The sequence below is a fragment of the Enterobacter sp. 200527-13 genome, assembly GCF_027924865.1.
GTDB lineage: Bacteria > Pseudomonadota > Gammaproteobacteria > Enterobacterales > Enterobacteriaceae > Enterobacter > Enterobacter ludwigii.
Genome location: NZ_BSCM01000003.1, coordinates 163,579 through 184,671, shown reverse-complemented (window position 1 = coordinate 184,671; position 21,093 = coordinate 163,579). Strand labels below are relative to the sequence as shown.

The following is a 21,093-nucleotide window of genomic DNA, read 5'->3' as shown; positions in this document are numbered from 1 at the left end:
ACCGAGAATCTGATGAGTGACTATAAATCAACCCTGAATTTGCCGGAAACAGGGTTCCCGATGCGCGGCGATCTCGCCAAGCGCGAACCGGGAATGCTGGCGCGTTGGACCGATGATGACCTGTACGGCATCATCCGTGCAGCCAAAAAAGGCAAAAAAACCTTCATTCTGCATGATGGCCCTCCATATGCGAATGGCAGCATTCATATTGGTCACTCTGTAAACAAGATTCTGAAAGACATTATCGTGAAGTCCAAAGGCCTCGCGGGATATGACTCGCCTTACGTTCCGGGCTGGGACTGCCATGGTCTGCCAATCGAACTGAAAGTTGAGCAAGAGTTTGGTAAGCCGGGTGAGAAGTTCACCGCGGCAGAATTCCGCGCAAAATGTCGCGAATACGCGGCCACGCAGGTTCACGGTCAGCGTCAGGACTTTATCCGCCTGGGCGTGCTGGGTGACTGGTCACGTCCGTACCTGACCATGGACTTCAAAACCGAAGCCAACATCATCCGTGCGCTGGGTAAAATCATCGGTAACGGCCATCTGCACAAAGGCGCGAAGCCGGTGCACTGGTGCGTGGACTGCCGTTCTGCGCTGGCAGAAGCGGAAGTGGAATATTACGACAAAACCTCTCCGTCTATCGACGTGGCCTTTCACGCGGTCGATCAGGAGGCGGTGAAAGCCAAATTTGGCGTGACCTCTGTCAACGGCCCCATCTCGCTGGTTATCTGGACCACCACCCCGTGGACGCTGCCAGCAAACCGCGCGATCTCCCTGTCCGGTGAGTTCGAGTACGCGCTGGTGCAGGTTGACGGTCAGGCGCTGATCCTGGCGAAAGATCTGGTCGAAAGCGTGCTGAAACGCGCGAACATCGCCGACTATACCGTGCTGGGCACCGTGAAAGGTGACGCGCTGGAGCTGATGCGCTTCAAACACCCGTTCCTGGACTTCGATGTGCCGGCGATTCTGGGCGATCACGTGACGCTGGATGCGGGTACCGGTGCGGTACATACCGCCGGTGGCCACGGTCCTGACGACTACAGCATCAGCCTGAAATACGGTCTTGAAATCGCGAACCCGGTTGGCCCTGACGGTTCTTACCTGCCAGGCACCTACCCGGCGCTGGACGGTATCAACGTCTTCAAAGCAAACGACATCATCGTTGACATGCTGCGCACCAGCGGCGCGCTGCTGCACGTTGAGAAAATGCAGCACAGCTATCCGTGCTGCTGGCGTCACAAATCTCCGATCATCTTCCGTGCGACCCCACAGTGGTTCATCAGCATGGATCAGAAAGGCCTGCGCGAGCAGTCCCTGAAAGAGATCAAAGGCGTGCAGTGGATCCCGGACTGGGGTCAGGCGCGTATCGAATCCATGGTCGCTAACCGTCCTGACTGGTGTATCTCCCGTCAGCGTACCTGGGGCGTGCCAATGTCTCTGTTCGTGCACAAAGAGACACAGGAACTGCACCCGAACACCCTGGCGCTGATGGAAGAAGTCGCGAAGCGTGTTGAAGTTGACGGCATTCAGGCATGGTGGGATCTCGATTCCCGCGACATCCTGGGCGCTGATGCAGACAACTACGAGAAAGTGCCTGATACCCTGGACGTGTGGTTTGACTCCGGTTCAACGCACGCGTCTGTTGTTGACGTGCGTCCGGAATTTGCCGGCCACGCGGCAGATATGTATCTGGAAGGTTCTGACCAACACCGCGGCTGGTTCATGTCATCGCTGATGATTTCCACCGCCATGAAAGGTAAAGCACCGTATCGCCAGGTGCTGACCCACGGTTTCACCGTGGATGGTCAGGGCCGTAAGATGTCTAAATCGATCGGTAACACCGTCTCTCCGCAGGACGTGATGAACAAACTGGGCGCGGACATTCTGCGTCTGTGGGTTGCTTCTACCGACTATACCGGCGAAATGGCGGTGTCGGACGAGATCCTGAAACGTGCTGCCGACAGCTATCGTCGTATCCGTAATACCGCGCGCTTCCTGCTGGCGAACCTGAACGGGTTCGATCCGGTAAAAGATATGGTGAAACCGGAAGAGATGGTGGTTCTGGATCGCTGGGCGGTAGGCTGCGCGAAAGCGGCACAGGAAGATATCCTGAAGGCTTACGAATCTTATGATTTCCACGAAGTGGTGCAGCGCCTGATGCGCTTCTGCTCCATCGAGATGGGCTCGTTCTACCTCGACATCATCAAAGACCGCCAGTACACCGCGAAAGCGGACAGCGTGGCGCGTCGTAGCTGCCAGACTGCGCTGTTCCACATCGCAGAAGCGCTGGTTCGCTGGATGGCACCGATCATGTCCTTCACCGCAGATGAAATCTGGGGTTACCTGCCAGGCGACCGTGAGAAGTATGTCTTCACCGGCGAGTGGTATGAAGGTCTGTTCGATCTCTCCAGCACCGAAGCGATGAACGATGCCTTCTGGGACGAGCTGCTGAAAGTGCGTGGCGAAGTGAACAAGGTTATCGAGCAGGCGCGTGCAGACAAGAAAGTCGGCGGCTCGCTGGAAGCGGCAGTTACCCTGTACGCCGAGCCAGAGCTGGCGGCGAAACTGACGGCGCTGGGCGATGAATTACGATTTGTCCTGTTGACCTCCGGTGCGAAAGTTGCGGATTATGCCCAGGCGTCTGCTGATGCACAGCAGAGCGAACTGCTCAAAGGACTGAAAGTCGCACTGAGCAAAGCCGAAGGTGATAAATGCCCGCGTTGCTGGCATTACACCACTGATGTCGGCCAGGTGGCGGAACACGCAGATATCTGCGGACGCTGTGTCAGCAACGTCGCCGGTGACGGCGAGAAACGTAAGTTTGCCTGATGAGTAAAACTCTCTGTTCAACAGGACTGCGCTGGCTGTGGCTGGTGGTGGTAGTGCTGATTATCGATCTGGGCAGCAAGTTCCTGATCCTCCAGAATTTTGCTCTGGGGGAGACGGTGTCGCTGTTCCCGTCGCTTAACCTGCATTACGCACGTAACTACGGTGCGGCGTTTAGTTTCCTTGCTGACAGCGGTGGCTGGCAGCGCTGGTTCTTTGCAGGTATCGCTATCGGTATCTGTGTGGTGCTATCGCTGCTGATGTACCGTTCGAAGGCAACACAAAAGCTAAATAACATCGCCTATGCGCTGATTATCGGTGGCGCGCTGGGCAACCTGTTTGATCGCCTGTGGCACGGCTTTGTGGTCGATATGATCGACTTCTATGTCGGCGACTGGCACTTCGCGACCTTTAACCTCGCCGACAGCGCAATTTGCATCGGCGCGGCGTTAATCGTGCTGGAAGGCTTCTTGCCGAACGCGGCCGCGAAGAAACAGGCTTAAATGTAAATGCCGGGTGGCGCATGCGCCCCCGGCCTACAGAATGTCTGGCCTCCCGTCTCTCACCGGTGGGTCAAAACAAGCGAGCAATTTGCATGTCTAAATCCGTACAGAGCAACAGCGCGGTTCTCGTTCATTTCACGCTGAAACTGGATGATGGCTCCACGGCTGAATCCACCCGCAATAACGGCAAACCCGCCCTGTTTCGTCTCGGCGACACCTCCCTGTCTGAAGGTCTTGAGCAACAGCTGCTTGGCCTGAAAGAAGGCGAGAAAAAGGCATTTTCGCTGGAGCCGGATGCCGCGTTTGGCGTGCCAAGCCCGGACCTTGTTCAGTACTTCTCGCGCCGCGAGTTTATGGATGCAGGTGAGCCGGAAATCGGGGCGATCATGCTCTTTACCGCTATGGATGGCAGCGAAATGCCTGGCGTGATCCGCGAAATCAATGGTGACTCCATCACCGTTGACTTCAACCATCCGCTTGCCGGGCGCACCGTCCATTTTGATATTGAAGTGCTGGAGATCGATCCGGTACTGGAGGCCTGAAATGCAGATCCTGTTGGCTAACCCGCGCGGCTTTTGCGCCGGTGTAGACCGCGCTATCAGCATTGTTGAAAACGCGCTCGAGATTTACGGCGCGCCGATTTATGTGCGTCACGAAGTGGTGCATAACCGTTATGTCGTCGACAGCCTGCGCGAGCGTGGCGCGATCTTCATTGAGCAGATCAGCGAAGTGCCTGACGGCGCGATCCTGATTTTCTCCGCGCACGGGGTTTCTCAGGCGGTGCGTAACGAAGCGAAAAGCCGCGATCTGACCGTGTTCGACGCCACCTGCCCATTAGTGACCAAAGTGCATATGGAAGTGGCGCGCGCCAGCCGTCGTGGTGAAGAGTCGATCCTGATTGGCCATGCCGGCCACCCGGAAGTCGAAGGTACCATGGGCCAGTACAGCAACCCGGAAGGGGGGATGTACCTGGTGGAGTCGCCGGAAGATGTGTTTACGCTGAACGTCAAAAATGAAACGCGTCTCTCGTTTATGACCCAGACGACGCTCTCCGTTGACGATACGTCGGACGTGATTGACGCCCTGCGCCAGCGCTTCCCGAAAATCGTCGGCCCGCGTAAGGACGACATTTGCTACGCCACCACCAATCGCCAGGAAGCGGTGCGTGCTCTGGCTGAACAGGCGGACGTGGTGCTGGTTGTCGGTTCGAAAAACTCTTCTAACTCCAACCGTCTGGCTGAACTTGCGCAGCGAATGGGGAAAGCGGCCTATCTGATTGATGATTCCAGCGATATCCAGGAAGCATGGGTGAAAAACGTGTCCTGTGTCGGGGTAACCGCCGGCGCCTCGGCTCCGGATATCCTGGTGCAGAACGTGATTTCCCGTCTGCAGGAACTGGGCGGCGGCGAAGCGGTCCCGCTGGAAGGACGCGAAGAGAATATTGTTTTCGAGGTCCCGAAAGAGCTGCGTATCGACGCACGCGAAGTCGAGTAAGTTTCCTCGCGCATGACCCGAATGCCGGCCACGTCAGTGGCCGGCATTTTTATTGCTGATTAACTGTGATTCACCTGACACATTGCGCCTTTGATGCGCAGGTTAATCGTTTAAATTGTTATGCTGGGCGGGTTGTTCTCCTCGGGCCGGAGAAGACGATGACTTCAGATATTATCCTGCCGCCTCTGGTGGCCTGGGCCAGTGGTACACTTGCCCGCGGCGCACTTATTCTTAAATCCACACGCCTTGCCGATCTCAATGGTTTGTTTGCCGATCGAGACGCCTGGGCACAATGCGATCCGCATCAGACGGTGTATGACGTCGAAATGCTGGAATCGCCTGCACAGGAAGGGGCCTTGTTTGTCGGCGTAACCCATTTACATGCAGGTAAAATTGGCCGGGAATTCTTTATGACCCGTGGCCATTTTCATCAACGTCGTGAACAGGGCGAAGTCTATTTTGGACTGCGGGGAAGTGGCCTGCTTTTACTCCAGACGACATCCGGCGAAACCCGTCTGGAGTGCGTGATGCCGGGATCCGTCCATATTATTGCGCCTTTTACCGCCCACCGTTTAATCAATACCGGTGAGACCACGCTCTCTTCACTCGCGGTCTGGCCCGCCGTCGCCGGACACGACTATGCCGCGTTACCCGATGGTTTTGCCGTGCGGGTATTGACCACTGACGGTGGCTGGGAGGTTCAGAATGGATAACTTTGGGCTGGACATGACCATCACCCGGCACCCGCTGGGGTTCAGCTACGGTGAGGACGTCACTGGCCCGATGCCAGAGATCCGTACGCTTGATGAGATCCGCGCGTCGTTACGGGATCCTGACTGCTCAGGGCCGGAAGACGTTTATGCTATCGCGATGGATGTCGCCCGTCTGGCAGACCGGCAGGAGCTGAAAAAACGCATGCTGCTGTTTGGGGTCGTGACCTACGCGACGGGAACGCTGGGTGAAGAGCCGATCCGCAGCCAGGGGCATGTACACCGTAAAAGCCGTCACAGCGGCTGGTCTCCGCCCGAGCTGTATGAAATCTGGCAGGGGCGCGCCATTATCTATATGCAGGAGTATGTTGCGGACGATCCCGGGCGCTGTTTCGCCGTACTGGCCGGGCCGGGCGAAAAGGTGCTGGTTCCGCCTGGCTGGGGGCATGCCACTATCTCTGCCTCGCCGGATGAACCGCTGACCTTCGGTGCGTGGTGCGACAGGGAATATGGTTTTGAATATGATGCCGTGCGGGCGCGTAAAGGACTGGCCTGGTATCCGCTGCTGCAGGGGAGCCATATCATCTGGCAGCACAACACGCATTATCTGCCGGGGCGGCTACAGATGATCACACCGCGTCGCTACAGCGAATTCGGCCTGACGGATGAGCCTGTCTATACGCAATTTATTGCCGATCCTGCTCGCTTTCAGTTTATCTCTCGCCCGGATAAAGTGGCCGAACTGTGGCATAACTTCCACCCATAAAAAAACCGGGGCATTGCCCCGGCTGTCTTATCCGGCAAACAGACCTGACGCGACGCCCAGCGCCGCCAGCGCAAGCAACACAATCATGGCCCTGACCGGGGAGACGCCACGTTTCGCCATCAGATACCAGGTGCCCAGCACCACCAGAAGCGGTAATAGCTGCGGGAAGATACCGTCAAGCATCTGCTGAACATGGATGTTAACCCCGTCACGGGTGATAAATTCCAGCCCGGTGCCCAGCTTAACGTAGCTTGCCGCCACGCCGCCCATCACAAATACACCCAGCAGAGACAAAGCTTCGCGCAGTCGCGTTGACTTGCTGCTCACCAGCATCTCGACCGATCCTGAGCCCATCTGGTAGCCTTTCAGAAACAGAAACCAGGATCCCGGGATAATGATGGCCAGCCAGGCGACGGTGTAGAACAACGGGCCAAGAACATTTCCTCCGGCGGCAAGTGCCATACCGATGCTCAGCAAAATGGGGATCAGCATGCCGGGGATCATTGAGTCACCAATCCCCGCGATTGGTCCCATCAGCCCCACCTTCAGGGTATTGATCGTTTCGCCATCAATGGGCTCGCCGTTGGCTTTTTTCTCTTCCAGCCCAAGCGCCATACCGTTTACGATGGCACCGATCTGCGGCTCCGTGTTGTAAAACGAGGCGTGGCGGCGCAGCATCTCGGTGCGCTGGGCGGCATCCGGGTAGAGTTTTTTGGCGACCGGTAACATGCTCAGACAGAAGCCGAACGATTCCAGACGCTCGAAGCTCATCGAAGAGAGGTTATGCATCATCCACGCTCGCCAGCAGCGGCGCAGATCTTTTCGGGTCAGTTTACGGTCTTCCATCAGAATTCATCCTCATCGTCGGCGGGCCTACCCGGCGTGACAGCCTGCGGCGCTTCCGGCTTGTAGTTGTAATGAATTAACGCCAGCAGGGCGCCCACAATCACCAGCGCCACCATGTTGAGCTTCAGGAACACAATGCATATGAAGCCCACCAGGAAGTAGATCAGCATGCTGTAGCTTTTGATGATCTGCTTAAGCAGGATGGCGATCCCAACGGCCGGTAAGATGCCCCCCAGCACGTTCATGGTCGAAAGCACGATGCCGGGCAGACTGTCCATAAACCCGCTGATGTACTGTGCGCCAAAATAGACGGCGATAAACGTCGGCACAAAGCGCAGAACAAAGTTCATCACCTGCGGCCAGACCGCGCTGTTAAGATAAATTCCGCGCTCATCCCCGCGCTCAAGCGCCACGTCGGCGCGGTGGTTCCAGAACGAGTTCAATACCATCATGGCGTTAAACAGTATCGTTCCGGCAATGCCAATGGTCGCCGCCAGCGCCACGGCCACCTCTGGCCCTTTGCCCGACAGAATCCCCAGCGCGATAGCAGGATAAGCGACAAAATTGAGATCGGCAGGCATTGAACCGCCGGGGGTGACCATCGCGATATAAACGGCCTGCACCGCCACACCAATCATGATCCCGGTTTTAACGTCGCCCAGAATCAGGCCCACCAGCATCCCCGAAACCAGCGGGCGGGAGATGAGATACCAGCCGCCCGTCAGGCCAAACAGCCAGGGACTACTGAGTGCACCGAGATAGCAAAGCAGACCGATGAGAGAAGCTTCGAAAATCATCATGCGCTCCTTATTTCAGTTTTTGCCGGGCGTCCTGCCAGCTGTAAAAACTGGCATCGGGCACCAGACGAAACTCGATGGCATGCCCCTGTTCAGTCAGCCAGTCAAAGGCTGCTGCCTCCTCTGGCGTTACGGACTGATTAGGGCCAATGGTGATGGTGTTGGCGCGGGCACTCATTGGCCCGACGTTAATTTTGCCATTGCCGCTCTTCAGGCTTATGCCTGCCTGTTCAAGACGTTGCAGGGTGACAGGCGATTTGCCAATCACGAAGTAGCGCTTATCGCTGGCAATCACTTTCGGCAGCTTTTCGATGGCGGTCAGGGTATCGAACAGCCACACTCTGGTATCTGACACCGCGCCTTTCATTACCGACGAGAGCAGCGGATCGGCCGCGACGGCATCGTCAATTGCCACGATGCCATCACAGGGCAGCTCTTTGGCCCAGCGCGTGACGAGCTGCCCGTGGATCACCCGGTCGTCAATACGTACAAACGAAATGCTCATATAAGCTCCTTAGAAATCGTCGTTCTGGGCGGATTCCACCCGTTTTGCCTGAACCAGGGTGGGCTGCGTTAATTCGATGAGCTGCGCGGCGGCGGCATGGACATCCCGGGCCATCAGAATGTCGTCGGTGAGCAAGAGCATGGGGAAGTTGACTCCTGCCACCACGGCGACCGGCGGATGCGTCTGGGGATTAAACGCGTATTCGCAGGCCACATTCCACGGTGTTCCACTCTGCATATCGCACAGGACGACGATGCCGTCTGCGCCCGCACCTGCGCGGTGGTATGCCGCAGCGAAGTCACGGCGAAACCCCGCTATGCCAGCCTGTGCGTTCAGACATACCGCCTGTCGATGAGGAAGATCGCCATACACCATTTTTCCGCTTTCCAGCAGGGCAGTGGCCAGCGGGCCGTGTGTCGCCACAATAATGTGAATCATGGTTAACCTCTTACCCAGGCTTTAATGGTGGCAATGGATTTACCGCAGCTCGGCCCTGACGGAGAAATACGGTATTCGCCTGCGTCAGCGGGGACGATAAACGTTTCTGCGTAGTGCACGACGAACGGGGCGAATGCGCCGCCGGGGCTGTCTACCGTCGCCTCTTCACCTTCAACAAGATTAAGGACATTCACACCTCCGTGGGGGGAGTGCGTTACCGGTTCACTGAACCAGTGGCGACGCGTTTCGATGAATTCACGTTCGTGAAGCCCGGTCCGCTCTTCGCGCCAGCCGGTGTCTTCGCCGAGGGGTTCACACTGATTTACAAGATGCTGTTCGACCCACTGCGTATCGCGTTGCCAGTCGATCACCTTTTCGCCATGCGCCAGATGAACCGGGCGGGGCTGCCCATCCATTCCCAGTCGTCCCCAGTCCCAGAGCTTGAAGGTGAAAATGTAAGGCGTGGCGCTGATCTCAAGTACCACGGTTCCTGCTCCAGAACAGTGAACCGTACCGGCGGGGATCAAAAAATGATCGTGCTTGTTCGCCGCAAGATGATTGACGAAGCGGGCATCGTCGAACGGCTTTTCACCGCGGCTGGCCCGTCTGAGGTCGTCCATCATCGCTTCGGGCCGGGTACCCGTTCGGGTACCCAGATACACCTGAGCCCCTGGTTCTGCCTCAAGGATGTAATAGCTCTCATCCTGGGTGTAATGCATACCAAAATGCTGCTGTATGTACTCCGTGGTCGGATGCACCTGAAAACTCAGGTTCTGCCCGCCGAGGGTATCTAGCAGGTCAAAGCGGATGGGAAATTCCGCGCCAAAACGGGCATGCACTTTTTCACCCAGCAGCGCCCGGGGGTGCAGCAGCACCAAATCCTGAGAGGGGATCTCGATCCGCACCGCGCCGTAACGAAGCAACAGGCTGTTTTCCTCGGGCACGCAGTCAAAACACCATGCGTAGTTAGGCGCAGAGGGATCGAGATCGAATTTCTGTTTCATCCATTGTCCGCCCCAGACGCCGGGGTCGAAAAAGGGCACTACACGAAAAGGACGTTGGGTGGTGTGTTGCAACCCGGCGCGCAGCGCATCGCCGCCGACCATCGCCGGATTATCCGCCTGGGTGGTATCCAGGAGATAATCAGTACGCCGTAGCAGCGGGGTTTTGTGACGATCGAATACGCGCCATTCAATGAAAAAGGCGCGTTTGTAGCGACGCAGAATATCCTCGTGTTGGTTCGCTGCGCCCCAGTTAGCCAGTTCACCGCTGCGCATGCGCTGCTGGATCTCCCAGCGCGGTAAATCGGCGTAGACCAGAATATCACCTGCATTAACCAGCGCGGCACCCGGCCCGTAAATAACGATTATCCCTTCGCGGCACCGTTCGACCTGCGCCTGCAACGCCTCGCGTTTCACCGGGTCAATGAATTCGTCGAGCTGGTGGCAGGAGAGCACGCCGAAGACGCGGTCGTCAGTGAGATGTCGGGCCAGCAACCGGCTTAAAGCGGATTCGTCGAGACGCATCTGTTCGGCATTGAGCGTCAGCGTGGCCCCCAATGCTGGCAGCAGTTTTGTCTCCAGTTCCTCCAGCCTGACGCCGGGGTAGCAGTCAATGACCAGCACGGTGCGTGTATATTGACCCGCTCTGTGGGTAAGCTCGCGCACAATCGCGTCCCAGCCCTGCCAGGCACAATCGTCATACCCCTCTACTGCGACTTCCGGGAATTTATCGTAAGTTGCCATCTTTTCTCTCCGTCTTCGTTGCTTAAGGTTATTCGATTAACCTTGTTTGGGAAGGGTGATTAACGCGATTAACCCGCCAGTTCTGGCGATAAGTGGCGAAAAGGCGGCCATTATGTGAAGAGGCTCACGCGCAAAAGTGCAAAATTAAGGTTATTCGATTAATCTGATGTGAACGACAAGGAGCGATCATGACGGGTATCACGCTGGCTGATGTGGCAAAACGCGCCGGGGTTTCAACCGCCACCGTATCAATGGTGCTGTGTAATAAAGGGCGGATCTCGCAACGGACCCGGGAGCGCGTACTTCAGGCGCTGGATGAATCGGGCTATGTTTACAATCAGACGGCAGCCAACCTGCGAAACCGCAGCAGTAATCAGGTGGGGCTCCTGTTGCATGACATCACGAACCCTTTTTATGGCGAAATGACGGCAGGTCTAAGCCATGAGATGGAACGCCACGACCTTCTGCTGTTTCTGGCAAACAGCGAAGAGTCGTCCGAGCGACAGCAAAAGTTTGTGGATTCGCTGATGCGTAACAACGTCTGTGGCATGGTGCTGTGTGCCGCGCGAGAAACCCCGCAGGCCTTTTTCGATGGTCTTAAGCGACGCAATATTCCGGCAATTATGGTCGTGCGACCGCTAAACGATCCGGACTTTGATTTTGTGGGAACCGATAACTTCCTTGGCACCCAAATGGCGACAGAGCATCTACTGAGGATGGGGCATCGTCAGATTGCCTTTATCGGCGGTAGCCTGAATTCGGGGTCTCGCGCTCAGCGTATCGGCGGATTTACCAGTAAATTACTGGAGTATGGTGTGACGCCGAATCCCGAATGGATCGTCACCTCACAGGCAAGCCAGAGTGATGGCGCACGCGTGGCGGAAGCGTTGTTGATGAACCATCCTCAGATTACCGCTGCAGTGTGTTACCAGGACATTGTTGCCCTTGGCGTTATGCAGTGTTTACGCAAAATGGGACGCGAGCCGGGACGCCATTTTGCCCTGGTGGGCTTTGACGATATTACCGAGGCCGGGCTGGTACAGCCTGCACTGACTACCGTCTCCGTTGCCGCGAAGGAGATAGGACGTAAGGCTGGCGAACTGCTTTTCAGCCGGATACAGGGGAACCGGGAGCCGGCGAAACGCATTATTTTACCGCCCGCGCTGGTGGTCCGCGAATCGTGCGGTTTTCGCTGAAGATTATGCCTTTTGCTGATATTTCTTCCTGTTTATCATTAAATTCTAATTATCGTCGTTTTCAGTTGGCAGCATCTGCAAAGGCTGGTTAATCTGAAAACGGTTTACATCATTTTAACGTAAGAGAATAACTATGCATGATGCACAGATCCGTGTCGCCATTGCGGGCGCGGGTGGACGTATGGGTCGCCAGCTGATTCAGGCGGCACTACAGATGGATGGCGTGGCACTGGGCGCGGCGCTGGAGCGTGACGGCTCATCGTTGCTTGGCGCTGACGCGGGTGAGCTGGTGGGCGCGGGTAAGACAGGCGTTACCGTGCAGAGCAGCCTGGAGGCGGTAAAAGATGACTTTGATGTGTTCATCGATTTTACCCGTCCGGAAGGCACGCTCACGCATCTGGCATTTTGCCGTCAGCACGGTAAAGGAATGGTGATCGGCACCACCGGTTTTGATGATGCCGGGAAGCAGGCCATTCAGGATGCCTCACACGAGATTGCGATTGTCTTCGCCGCAAACTTTAGCGTGGGGGTGAACGTCATGCTGAAGCTGCTGGAGAAGGCAGCGAAGGTCATGGGCAGTTATACCGACATTGAGATTGTTGAAGCGCACCATCGTTATAAAGTCGACGCGCCATCCGGTACGGCGCTGGCGATGGGGGAAGCGATTGCTCATGCACTGGATAAAGATTTGAAAGACTGCGCGGTCTACGCCCGCGAAGGGCACACCGGTGAACGTGTTCCCGGCACGATTGGTTTTGCTACCGTCCGTGCGGGCGATATCGTCGGCGAACATACGGCGATGTTCGCCGATATTGGGGAACGCGTCGAGATTACGCATAAGGCATCCAGCCGGATGACGTTTGCAAATGGCGCTGTACGCTCCGCCTTGTGGTTAAAAGGCAAGGGAAATGGTCTTTTTGATATGCGAGATGTGCTCGATCTCAACAATTTGTAACCGTTATTACCCATCGTGATGTGGTTATTGCAGTCGTAATGCTTTGATTGCATAGGGCAATATTTTATTGCCCTTTTATTTTATGTGTTTCATAGCAATTTTATTAATTTGCACACTAAAGTTCATCTCTTCTACGTGTTTTGTGTTATCTGAATGTAAATTTTGACCGTCTGGTCCACTTTTTGATGCCACGAAGCGGCCTTTCCCATTAAACTTGCCGCGCAAGCGTTTCCCGCAGTGATTTACCTGATCTTTTTGCCGCTTAAGCTCTCCTGGCTCTCTCAGGCTCGCAAAAGAATATGACAAATCTCCGTTTTAAGTTGACTTTTAGCCACCAAATCCCCAGAATGCCGCCGTTTGCCAAAAATCCGCTGGCAACACATTTGCATTGATTCATGACGCGGTTATGAATTAATATGCAAATAAAGTGAGTGAATATTCTCTGGAGGGTGTTTTGATTAAGTCAGCGCTATTGGTTCTGGAAGACGGAACCCAGTTTATCGGTCGGGCCATAGGGGCAACGGGTTCGGCGGTTGGGGAAGTCGTTTTCAATACTTCAATGACCGGTTATCAAGAAATCCTCACTGATCCTTCCTATTCTCGCCAAATCGTTACTCTTACTTATCCTCATATCGGCAATGTCGGCACCAATGCTGCTGACGAAGAATCCTCTCAGGTACATGCGCAAGGCCTGGTCATTCGCGACCTGCCGCTGATTGCCAGCAACTACCGCAACACCGAGGACCTCTCTTCCTACCTGAAGCGCCATAACATCGTGGCGATTGCTGATATCGATACCCGTAAGCTGACGCGTCTGCTGCGCGAGAAGGGTGCACAAAACGGTTGTATCATCGCAGGAGATAACCTCGATGCAGCCCTGGCGCTGGAAAAAGCGAAAGCTTTCCCGGGTCTGAACGGCATGGACCTGGCGAAAGAAGTGACCACAGCAGAAGCCTACAGCTGGACGCAGGGAAGCTGGACGCTGGCGGGAGACCTGCCGGAAGCGAAAAAAGAGAGCGACCTGCCATTCCACGTGGTGGCGTACGATTTTGGTGCCAAGCGCAACATCCTGCGTATGCTGGTCGACCGCGGCTGCCGCCTGACGGTTGTCCCGGCGAAAACCTCTGCTGAAGAGGTACTGAAGATGAATCCGGACGGTATCTTCCTGTCCAACGGTCCTGGCGACCCGGCACCGTGCGATTACGCTATCGACGCCATCAAATCCTTCCTGGAAACCGATATCCCGGTATTCGGCATCTGTCTGGGTCATCAGCTGCTGGCGCTGGCGAGCGGTGCTAACACCGTGAAGATGAAGTTCGGTCACCACGGTGGGAACCACCCGGTGAAAGATATCGATAACAACACGGTAATGATTACGGCACAGAACCATGGCTTCGCAGTGGATGAGGCATCAATGCCGGCTAACCTGCGCGTGACCCACAAGTCTCTGTTCGATGGCACCCTGCAGGGGATTCATCGTACCGATAAGCCAGCGTTCAGCTTCCAGGGTCACCCTGAAGCCAGCCCGGGCCCGCACGATGCCGCGCCGCTGTTCGATCACTTCATCGAACTTATTGAGCAATACCGTAAGACCGCTAAATAATCAGGAGCCGAGAAGACCATGCCAAAACGTACAGACATAAAAAGCATCCTGATCCTTGGCGCTGGCCCGATTGTGATCGGCCAGGCCTGCGAATTCGACTACTCCGGTGCCCAGGCGTGTAAAGCCCTGCGCGAAGAGGGTTACCGCGTTATCCTGGTGAACTCTAACCCGGCCACCATCATGACCGACCCGGAAATGGCTGATGCAACCTACATCGAGCCGATTCACTGGGAAGTGGTACGCAAAATCATCGAAAAAGAGCGTCCGGACGCGGTTCTGCCTACCATGGGCGGCCAGACGGCGCTGAACTGTGCGCTGGAGCTGGAGCGTCAGGGCGTGCTGGAAGAGTTCGGCGTGACCATGATTGGTGCGACAGCCGATGCCATTGATAAAGCTGAAGACCGTCGTCGCTTCGACGTGGCGATGAAGAAAATCGGCCTCGACACCGCGCGTTCCGGTATCGCACATACCATGGAAGAAGCGCTGGCCGTGGCGGCTGACGTTGGTTATCCGTGCATCATCCGTCCATCCTTCACCATGGGTGGCACCGGCGGCGGTATCGCCTACAACCGCGAAGAGTTCGAAGAGATTTGTGAACGCGGTCTGGATCTCTCCCCCACCAAAGAGCTGCTGATTGATGAATCGCTGATTGGCTGGAAAGAGTACGAGATGGAAGTGGTGCGTGATAAAAACGACAACTGCATCATCGTCTGCTCCATCGAAAACTTCGATGCGATGGGTATCCACACCGGCGACTCCATCACCGTAGCGCCAGCCCAGACGCTGACCGACAAAGAGTATCAAATCATGCGTAACGCCTCGATGGCGGTACTGCGTGAAATCGGCGTAGAAACGGGTGGTTCTAACGTTCAGTTTGCCGTGAACCCGAAAAACGGTCGCCTGATTGTTATCGAAATGAACCCGCGTGTTTCTCGCTCCTCCGCGCTGGCCTCGAAAGCCACCGGCTTCCCGATTGCGAAAGTGGCCGCGAAACTGGCGGTGGGATATACCCTCGATGAGCTGATGAACGACATCACCGGTGGCCGCACTCCAGCGTCCTTCGAGCCGTCCATCGACTACGTTGTGACCAAGATCCCTCGCTTTAACTTCGAGAAGTTCGCCGGCGCAAACGACCGTCTGACCACGCAGATGAAATCTGTTGGCGAAGTGATGGCGATTGGGCGTACTCAGCAGGAATCCCTGCAGAAAGCGCTGCGCGGCCTGGAAGTGGGGGCCACGGGTTTTGACCCGAAAGTGAGTCTGGAAGACCCTGAAGCGCTGACCAAAATTCGCCGCGAGCTGAAAGACGCAGGCGCAGAGCGTATCTGGTACATCGCCGATGCGTTCCGTGCGGGCCTCTCTGTTGATGGCGTGTTCAACCTGACCAACATCGACCGCTGGTTCCTGGTGCAGATTGAAGAGCTGGTACGTCTGGAAGAAAGAGTCGCGGACCTGGGCATCAATGGCCTGGACGCTGACTTCCTGCGCGTACTGAAGCGTAAAGGCTTCGCCGATGCGCGTCTGGCCAAACTGGCGGGCGTACGTGAAGCGGAAATCCGCAAGCTGCGTGACCAGTATGACCTGCACCCGGTCTACAAACGCGTGGATACCTGTGCAGCGGAGTTCGCGACCGACACGGCTTACATGTACTCCACGTATGAAGATGAGTGTGAAGCGAATCCGTCCGTCGACCGCGACAAGATTATGGTGCTGGGCGGCGGTCCTAACCGTATCGGCCAGGGCATCGAGTTTGACTACTGCTGCGTTCACGCCTCCCTGGCACTGCGCGAAGACGGTTACGAGACCATCATGGTCAACTGTAACCCGGAAACCGTGTCGACCGACTACGATACCTCCGACCGCCTCTACTTTGAGCCGGTAACGCTGGAAGATGTGCTGGAAATCGTGCGTATCGAGAAGCCTAAAGGCGTTATCGTGCAATACGGTGGCCAGACCCCACTGAAACTGGCGCGCGCGCTGGAAGCCGCTGGTGTGCCGGTTATCGGTACCAGCCCGGATGCAATCGACCGTGCAGAAGACCGTGAACGTTTCCAGCAGGCGGTTGACCGTCTGAAGCTGAAACAGCCGGCCAATGCCACCGTCACCGCTATCGAGATGGCTGTTGAGAAGGCGAAAGAGATTGGCTACCCGCTGGTGGTACGCCCTTCGTACGTGCTGGGTGGCCGCGCGATGGAAATCGTCTACGACGAAGCTGACCTGCGTCGCTACTTCCAGACGGCAGTGAGCGTGTCCAACGATGCGCCGGTTCTGCTTGACCGCTTCCTCGACGATGCCGTCGAAGTGGATGTGGATGCCATCTGTGACGGCGAAATGGTGCTGATTGGCGGTATCATGGAGCACATCGAACAGGCAGGCGTTCACTCCGGTGACTCCGCATGTTCCCTGCCAGCGTACACCCTGAGCCAGGAAATTCAGGACGTGATGCGCCAGCAGGTGCAGAAGCTGGCCTTCGAACTGCAGGTTCGCGGTCTGATGAACGTCCAGTTCGCTGTCAAAGACAACGAAGTCTACCTGATTGAAGTGAACCCGCGCGCAGCACGTACCGTACCGTTCGTCTCCAAAGCTACCGGTGTTCCGCTGGCGAAAGTGGCGGCGCGCGTGATGGCGGGCCAGACGCTGGCACAGCAGGGCGTGACGAAAGAAATTATCCCACCGTACTACTCGGTGAAAGAAGTGGTGCTACCGTTCAACAAATTCCCGGGCGTCGACCCGCTGTTAGGGCCAGAAATGCGTTCTACCGGGGAAGTGATGGGCGTGGGCCGCACCTTCGCAGAAGCGTTCGCGAAGGCGCAGTTAGGCAGTAACTCCACCATGAAAAAATCTGGCCGTGCGCTGCTCTCTGTTCGCGAAGGCGATAAAGAGCGCGTGGTTGACCTGGCGGCTAAGCTGCTGAAACAGGGCTTCGAGCTGGATGCAACCCACGGCACGGCCATTGTGCTGGGTGAAGCGGGCATTAATCCGCGTCTGGTGAACAAGGTGCATGAAGGTCGTCCGCACATTCAGGATCGCATCAAGAATGGCGAATACACCTACATCATTAACACCACCGCAGGTCGTCAGGCGATTGAAGACTCCAAGCTGATTCGCCGCAGCGCGCTGCAGTACAAAGTGCATTACGACACCACCCTGAACGGTGGTTTCGCCACCGCGATGGCACTTAACGCTGATGCCACCGAGAAGGTGATTTCCGTTCAGGAAATGCACGCCCAGATTAACAAGTAAGCCAACATACCCGGCAGTATTCGCTGCCGGGTATTATTCCCACCTTCAGAACCTTCTGGTTTTCCAACCGCATTCAGTCAGTTAGCCTAAAATGGTTAGGTCGATAACGAAATTCAACTGAGAGCAGGGGAAAACACCATGCAAAATAAACTTCTGATCGCGTCCGTTCTGGCTGCCACCGCCATGTTTACCGTTGCGGGCTGTTCATCTAATCAGGCAGTAAAAACCACGGATGGCCGTACGATAGTGACTGACGGTAAGCCGCAGGTCGATGATGACACCGGTCTGGTTTCCTATAAAAACGCCGAAACGGGTCAAACTGAACAGATCAACCGTGACCAGGTGAAATCCATGGGCGAACTGGATAACTAGTTCAGATTTCTGACGTTAGCCCGTCAATAATATTCACTATTAGCCTGTTGAATTACTGACTACACTCTTTTGGTAAAAGAAGGCAGTAAAACAACAGGCTAATTAATGATTCTGATAATTTACGCACATCCGTATCCGCATCACTCGCATGCAAATAAACGGATGCTTGAGCAGGTAAGGACGCTTGATAACGTAGAGATACGTTCCCTCTATCAACTTTATCCCGATTTTAATATCGATATCGCCGCCGAACAGGAGGCGCTCTCTCGTGCCGATTTAATTATCTGGCAGCATCCGATGCAATGGTACAGCACCCCTCCGCTCCTCAAACTGTGGATCGATAAAGTCTTTTCCCACGGCTGGGCGTATGGCCACAACGGTCACGCGCTTAAAGGCAAAAGCCTGATGTGGGCCGTGACCACCGGCGGGGGAGAAAGCCACTTCGATATTGGTGCTTTCCCGGGCTTTGAGGTGCTGTCACAGCCGCTGCAGGCGACGGCGCTCTATTGTGGGCTGAACTGGCTCCCTCCTTTTGCGATGCACTGTACGTTCGTTTGCGATGATGAGACGTTGCAGGCGCAGGCACGCCATTATAAACAACGGTTACTTGAGTGGCAGGAGGCGAACAATGGATAGCCATACGCTGATACAGGCGCTGATTTACCTCGGCGCGGCTGCGCTGATTGTGCCCGTGGCGGTACGTCTGGGGCTGGGTTCGGTGCTGGGTTACCTGATTGCCGGCTGTGTCATTGGACCGTGGGGCTTCCGTCTGGTGACCGATGCCGAGGCGATTCTCCATTTTGCTGAGATCGGCGTCGTGCTGATGCTGTTTGTAATTGGCCTGGAGCTGGATCCCCGGCGGTTATGGAAACTGCGCGCTTCGGTATTTGGTGGGGGAGCGTTGCAGATGGTGGCCTGTGGTCTGCTGCTGGGTGGGTTCTGTATCCTGCTGGGCATGGACTGGAAAGTTGCGACACTCATCGGCCTGACGCTGGCACTCTCCTCAACGGCCATTGCCATGCAGGCAATGAACGAGCGTAACCTGACGGTCTCTCAGATGGGGCGCAGCGCGTTTTCGGTGCTGCTGTTCCAGGATATTGCCGCCATCCCGCTGGTGGCGATGATCCCGCTGCTGGCCGCAAGCGGTGCTTCAACGACCATGGGGGCTTTTGCGCTTTCTGCGCTGAAAGTGGTTGGTGCCCTGGCGCTGGTTATTCTGCTTGGCCGCTACGTGACCCGACCACTGCTGCGCTTTGTCGCTCGCTCCGGCCTGCGTGAAGTTTTCAGTGCCGTTGCGCTGTTCCTGGTGTTTGGCTTTGGTTTGCTGCTCGAGGAAGCCGGCCTATCGATGGCTATGGGGGCGTTCCTGGCAGGGGTGCTGCTGGCCAGCTCTGAATATCGCCATGCGCTGGAAAGTGATATCGAGCCGTTTAAGGGATTATTGCTGGGGCTGTTTTTCATCGGCGTTGGGATGTCTATCGACTTTGGCACGCTGGTAACGCATCCGCTGCGGATCCTCATCCTGCTGGTCGGTTTCCTGGTCATTAAGATGGGCATGCTGTGGCTGATAGCGCGTCCATTAACGGTGCCCAACAAGCAGCGTCGTTGGTTTGCCGTACTGCTGGGGCAGGGGAGTGAGTTTGCATTCGTGGTCTTTGGCGCGGCGCAGATGGCCAACGTACTGGATGCTGAGTGGGCGAAAGCGCTGACGCTTGCCGTCGCACTGTCGATGGCCGCAACGCCTGTTCTGCTGGTGGTGCTGGCGCGTCTGGAAAAAACGGGGAGCGAGCAAGAACGCGAAGCCGACGAGATCGACGAGGAGCAGCCACGGGTGATCATCGCCGGGTTTGGTCGCTTCGGGCAGATCGTGGGCCGTTTGCTGTTGTCGAGCGGGGTCAAAATGGTGATCCTCGACCACGATCCCGACCATATTGAGACCCTGCGGAAATTCGACATGAAAGTGTTTTACGGGGATGCAACGCGTGTCGATCTTCTGGAGTCCGCCGGGGCGGCGAAAGCCGAAGTGTTGATTAACGCAATCGACGATCCGGAGACCAGCATGCAGATGGTGGAGCTGGTCAAGGAACACTTCCCCGAGCTGACCATTATCTCTCGCGCCCGCGATGTGGATCACTACATCCGGCTGCGTCAGGCAGGGGTGGAGGCGCCAGAGCGTGAAACGTTCGAAGGTGCGCTCAAGTCTGGCCGGATGGCGCTGGAAAATCTGGGGCTAGGGGCCTATGAAGCACGTGAACGTGCGGACCTGTTCCGCCGCTTTAACACCGAGATGGTGGAAGAGATGGTGGCGATGGCGGGCAGCACAGCCACCGAGCGTGCAGCGGTGTTTAAACGCACCAGCGCGATGCTGACGGAAATCATTAACGAGGACCGCAATCACCTGTCGCTTATCCAGCGTCACGGCTGGCAGGGCACGGAAGAGGGCAAGCATACCGGCGATCCGGCGGACGAACCGGAGAGTAAACCTTCCGCGTGAAGTGGAGTTGCCAGCAATATTAAAAAATTTCTCTATCTTTACTCAGCCGCCAGTCGACGAAAGATTAAGCTTTCCGTATAGTGGCGGCAATTTTTTGCATCCGGGAAATTTTCAATGATCAGTCTGATTGCAGCGCTGGCGGTGGACCGTGTTATCGGTATGGAAAATGCCATGCCGTGGAACCTGCCTGCCGATCTCGCATGGTTTAAACGTACTACGTTAAACAAGCCGGTAGTGATGGGCCGCCTGACCTGGGAGTCGATTGGTCGTCCATTACCGGGCCGTAAAAATATCGTTATCAGTAGCCAGCCTGGCACTGACGATCGCGTCGAATGGGTGAAGTCCGTAGACGAGGCCATTGCCGCATGCGGTAATGCCGAGGAGATCATGGTGATTGGCGGTGGGCGTGTGTACGAACAGTTCCTGCCTAAAGCACAGAAGCTGTATCTGACCCACATTGATGCTGAAGTGGAAGGGGATACGCATTTCCCGGACTACGATCCTGATGAGTGGGAATCTGTCTTCAGTGAATTCCACGACGCGGATGCGCAGAACTCCCACAGCTACTGCTTCGAAATTCTGGAACGTCGCTAAGTGAAT

The 21,093-nt window shown here is 56.1% G+C and carries 19 protein-coding genes; 14 read left to right on the top strand and 5 right to left on the bottom strand.

What is annotated here, in order from left to right; genetic code table 11:
* Positions 1 to 12 precede the first annotated feature (12 nt).
* The 6 genes from ileS (at position 13) to QMG44_RS12910 (ending at position 6,299) form a co-directional block, all read left to right on the top strand.
* Positions 13 to 2,829, top strand: a complete 2,817-nt coding sequence (ileS, locus tag QMG44_RS12935) for an isoleucine--tRNA ligase (RefSeq protein ID WP_086533233.1) — start codon at positions 13 to 15, stop codon at positions 2,827 to 2,829.
* Positions 2,829 to 3,329, top strand: a complete 501-nt coding sequence (gene lspA / locus QMG44_RS12930; RefSeq protein WP_020882545.1) for a signal peptidase II — start codon at positions 2,829 to 2,831, stop codon at positions 3,327 to 3,329. The genes ileS and lspA overlap by 1 nt, the downstream gene beginning before the upstream one ends.
* A 92-nt stretch (positions 3,330 to 3,421) precedes the next feature.
* The gene (gene fkpB / locus QMG44_RS12925) at positions 3,422 to 3,871 is read left to right on the top strand and encodes an FKBP-type peptidyl-prolyl cis-trans isomerase (protein ID WP_020882546.1); all 450 of its coding nucleotides are present in this window, start codon (positions 3,422 to 3,424) and stop codon (positions 3,869 to 3,871) included.
* Between the two features lies 1 nt (position 3,872).
* Positions 3,873 to 4,823, top strand: coding sequence for a 4-hydroxy-3-methylbut-2-enyl diphosphate reductase (ispH, locus tag QMG44_RS12920; protein ID WP_079231421.1), 951 nt, complete (start codon positions 3,873 to 3,875; stop codon positions 4,821 to 4,823).
* 158 nt (positions 4,824 to 4,981) lie between these two features.
* The gene (locus tag QMG44_RS12915) at positions 4,982 to 5,536 is read left to right on the top strand and encodes a glucose-6-phosphate isomerase family protein (RefSeq protein WP_020882548.1); all 555 of its coding nucleotides are present in this window, start codon (positions 4,982 to 4,984) and stop codon (positions 5,534 to 5,536) included.
* Complete coding sequence (locus tag QMG44_RS12910; RefSeq protein ID WP_047743382.1) at positions 5,529 to 6,299, top strand: glucose-6-phosphate isomerase family protein; 771 nt, start codon at positions 5,529 to 5,531, stop codon at positions 6,297 to 6,299. Before QMG44_RS12915 ends, QMG44_RS12910 begins: the two co-directional genes overlap by 8 nt.
* Before the next feature lie 27 nt (positions 6,300 to 6,326).
* Here QMG44_RS12910 and QMG44_RS12905 read toward each other — a convergent pair whose 3' ends face one another.
* Genes QMG44_RS12905 through QMG44_RS12885 form a run of 5 tightly spaced genes read right to left on the bottom strand, consistent with a single transcriptional unit; the run spans position 6,327 to position 10,630 of the window.
* Positions 6,327 to 7,145: a PTS system mannose/fructose/sorbose family transporter subunit IID gene (locus QMG44_RS12905; RefSeq protein WP_040018597.1), complete on the bottom strand. Its 819-nt coding sequence runs from the start codon at positions 7,143 to 7,145 to the stop codon at positions 6,327 to 6,329.
* Positions 7,145 to 7,942 (bottom strand): PTS sugar transporter subunit IIC, encoded by a 798-nt coding sequence (locus tag QMG44_RS12900; RefSeq protein WP_086533234.1) that lies wholly within the window; start codon positions 7,940 to 7,942, stop codon positions 7,145 to 7,147. The genes QMG44_RS12905 and QMG44_RS12900 overlap by 1 nt, the downstream gene beginning before the upstream one ends.
* Positions 7,943 to 7,952: 10 nt before the next feature.
* Entirely contained in the window at positions 7,953 to 8,447 is a 495-nt protein-coding gene (locus QMG44_RS12895; protein ID WP_047955032.1) for a PTS sugar transporter subunit IIB, read from the bottom strand.
* A gap of 9 nt (positions 8,448 to 8,456) precedes the next feature.
* Positions 8,457 to 8,885, bottom strand: a complete 429-nt coding sequence (locus QMG44_RS12890) for a PTS sugar transporter subunit IIA (protein ID WP_025205457.1) — start codon at positions 8,883 to 8,885, stop codon at positions 8,457 to 8,459.
* Positions 8,886 to 8,887: 2 nt separating this feature from the next.
* Positions 8,888 to 10,630 carry a class I mannose-6-phosphate isomerase gene (locus QMG44_RS12885; RefSeq protein WP_281853099.1) on the bottom strand — a complete coding sequence of 581 codons (1,743 nt, stop codon included), beginning with the start codon at positions 10,628 to 10,630 and terminating at the stop codon, positions 8,888 to 8,890.
* A gap of 188 nt (positions 10,631 to 10,818) precedes the next feature.
* On the opposite strand from QMG44_RS12885, the gene QMG44_RS12880 reads away from it, so the two are divergent.
* The 8 genes from QMG44_RS12880 (at position 10,819) to folA (ending at position 21,087) form a co-directional block, all read left to right on the top strand.
* Complete coding sequence (locus tag QMG44_RS12880; RefSeq protein ID WP_020882554.1) at positions 10,819 to 11,826, top strand: LacI family DNA-binding transcriptional regulator; 1,008 nt, start codon at positions 10,819 to 10,821, stop codon at positions 11,824 to 11,826.
* Positions 11,827 to 11,959: 133 nt separating this feature from the next.
* Positions 11,960 to 12,781, top strand: coding sequence for a 4-hydroxy-tetrahydrodipicolinate reductase (dapB, locus tag QMG44_RS12875; RefSeq protein WP_079231417.1), 822 nt, complete (start codon positions 11,960 to 11,962; stop codon positions 12,779 to 12,781).
* Between the two features lie 454 nt (positions 12,782 to 13,235).
* Positions 13,236 to 14,384: a glutamine-hydrolyzing carbamoyl-phosphate synthase small subunit gene (carA, locus tag QMG44_RS12870; protein ID WP_020882556.1), complete on the top strand. Its 1,149-nt coding sequence runs from the start codon at positions 13,236 to 13,238 to the stop codon at positions 14,382 to 14,384.
* 18 nt (positions 14,385 to 14,402) lie between these two features.
* Positions 14,403 to 17,627, top strand: a complete 3,225-nt coding sequence (gene carB / locus QMG44_RS12865; RefSeq protein WP_014168589.1) for a carbamoyl-phosphate synthase large subunit — start codon at positions 14,403 to 14,405, stop codon at positions 17,625 to 17,627.
* Between the two features lie 138 nt (positions 17,628 to 17,765).
* The gene (locus QMG44_RS12860) at positions 17,766 to 17,999 is read left to right on the top strand and encodes a YgdI/YgdR family lipoprotein (protein ID WP_010427047.1); all 234 of its coding nucleotides are present in this window, start codon (positions 17,766 to 17,768) and stop codon (positions 17,997 to 17,999) included.
* A 105-nt stretch (positions 18,000 to 18,104) separates the two neighbouring features.
* Positions 18,105 to 18,635: a glutathione-regulated potassium-efflux system oxidoreductase KefF gene (kefF, locus tag QMG44_RS12855; protein ID WP_020882557.1), complete on the top strand. Its 531-nt coding sequence runs from the start codon at positions 18,105 to 18,107 to the stop codon at positions 18,633 to 18,635.
* Entirely contained in the window at positions 18,628 to 20,493 is a 1,866-nt protein-coding gene (kefC, locus tag QMG44_RS12850) for a glutathione-regulated potassium-efflux system protein KefC (RefSeq protein ID WP_232937778.1), read from the top strand. The genes kefF and kefC overlap by 8 nt, the downstream gene beginning before the upstream one ends.
* A 114-nt stretch (positions 20,494 to 20,607) precedes the next feature.
* Positions 20,608 to 21,087: a type 3 dihydrofolate reductase gene (gene folA, locus QMG44_RS12845; protein WP_008502023.1), complete on the top strand. Its 480-nt coding sequence runs from the start codon at positions 20,608 to 20,610 to the stop codon at positions 21,085 to 21,087.
* The last annotated feature ends 6 nt before the right edge of the window (positions 21,088 to 21,093 follow it).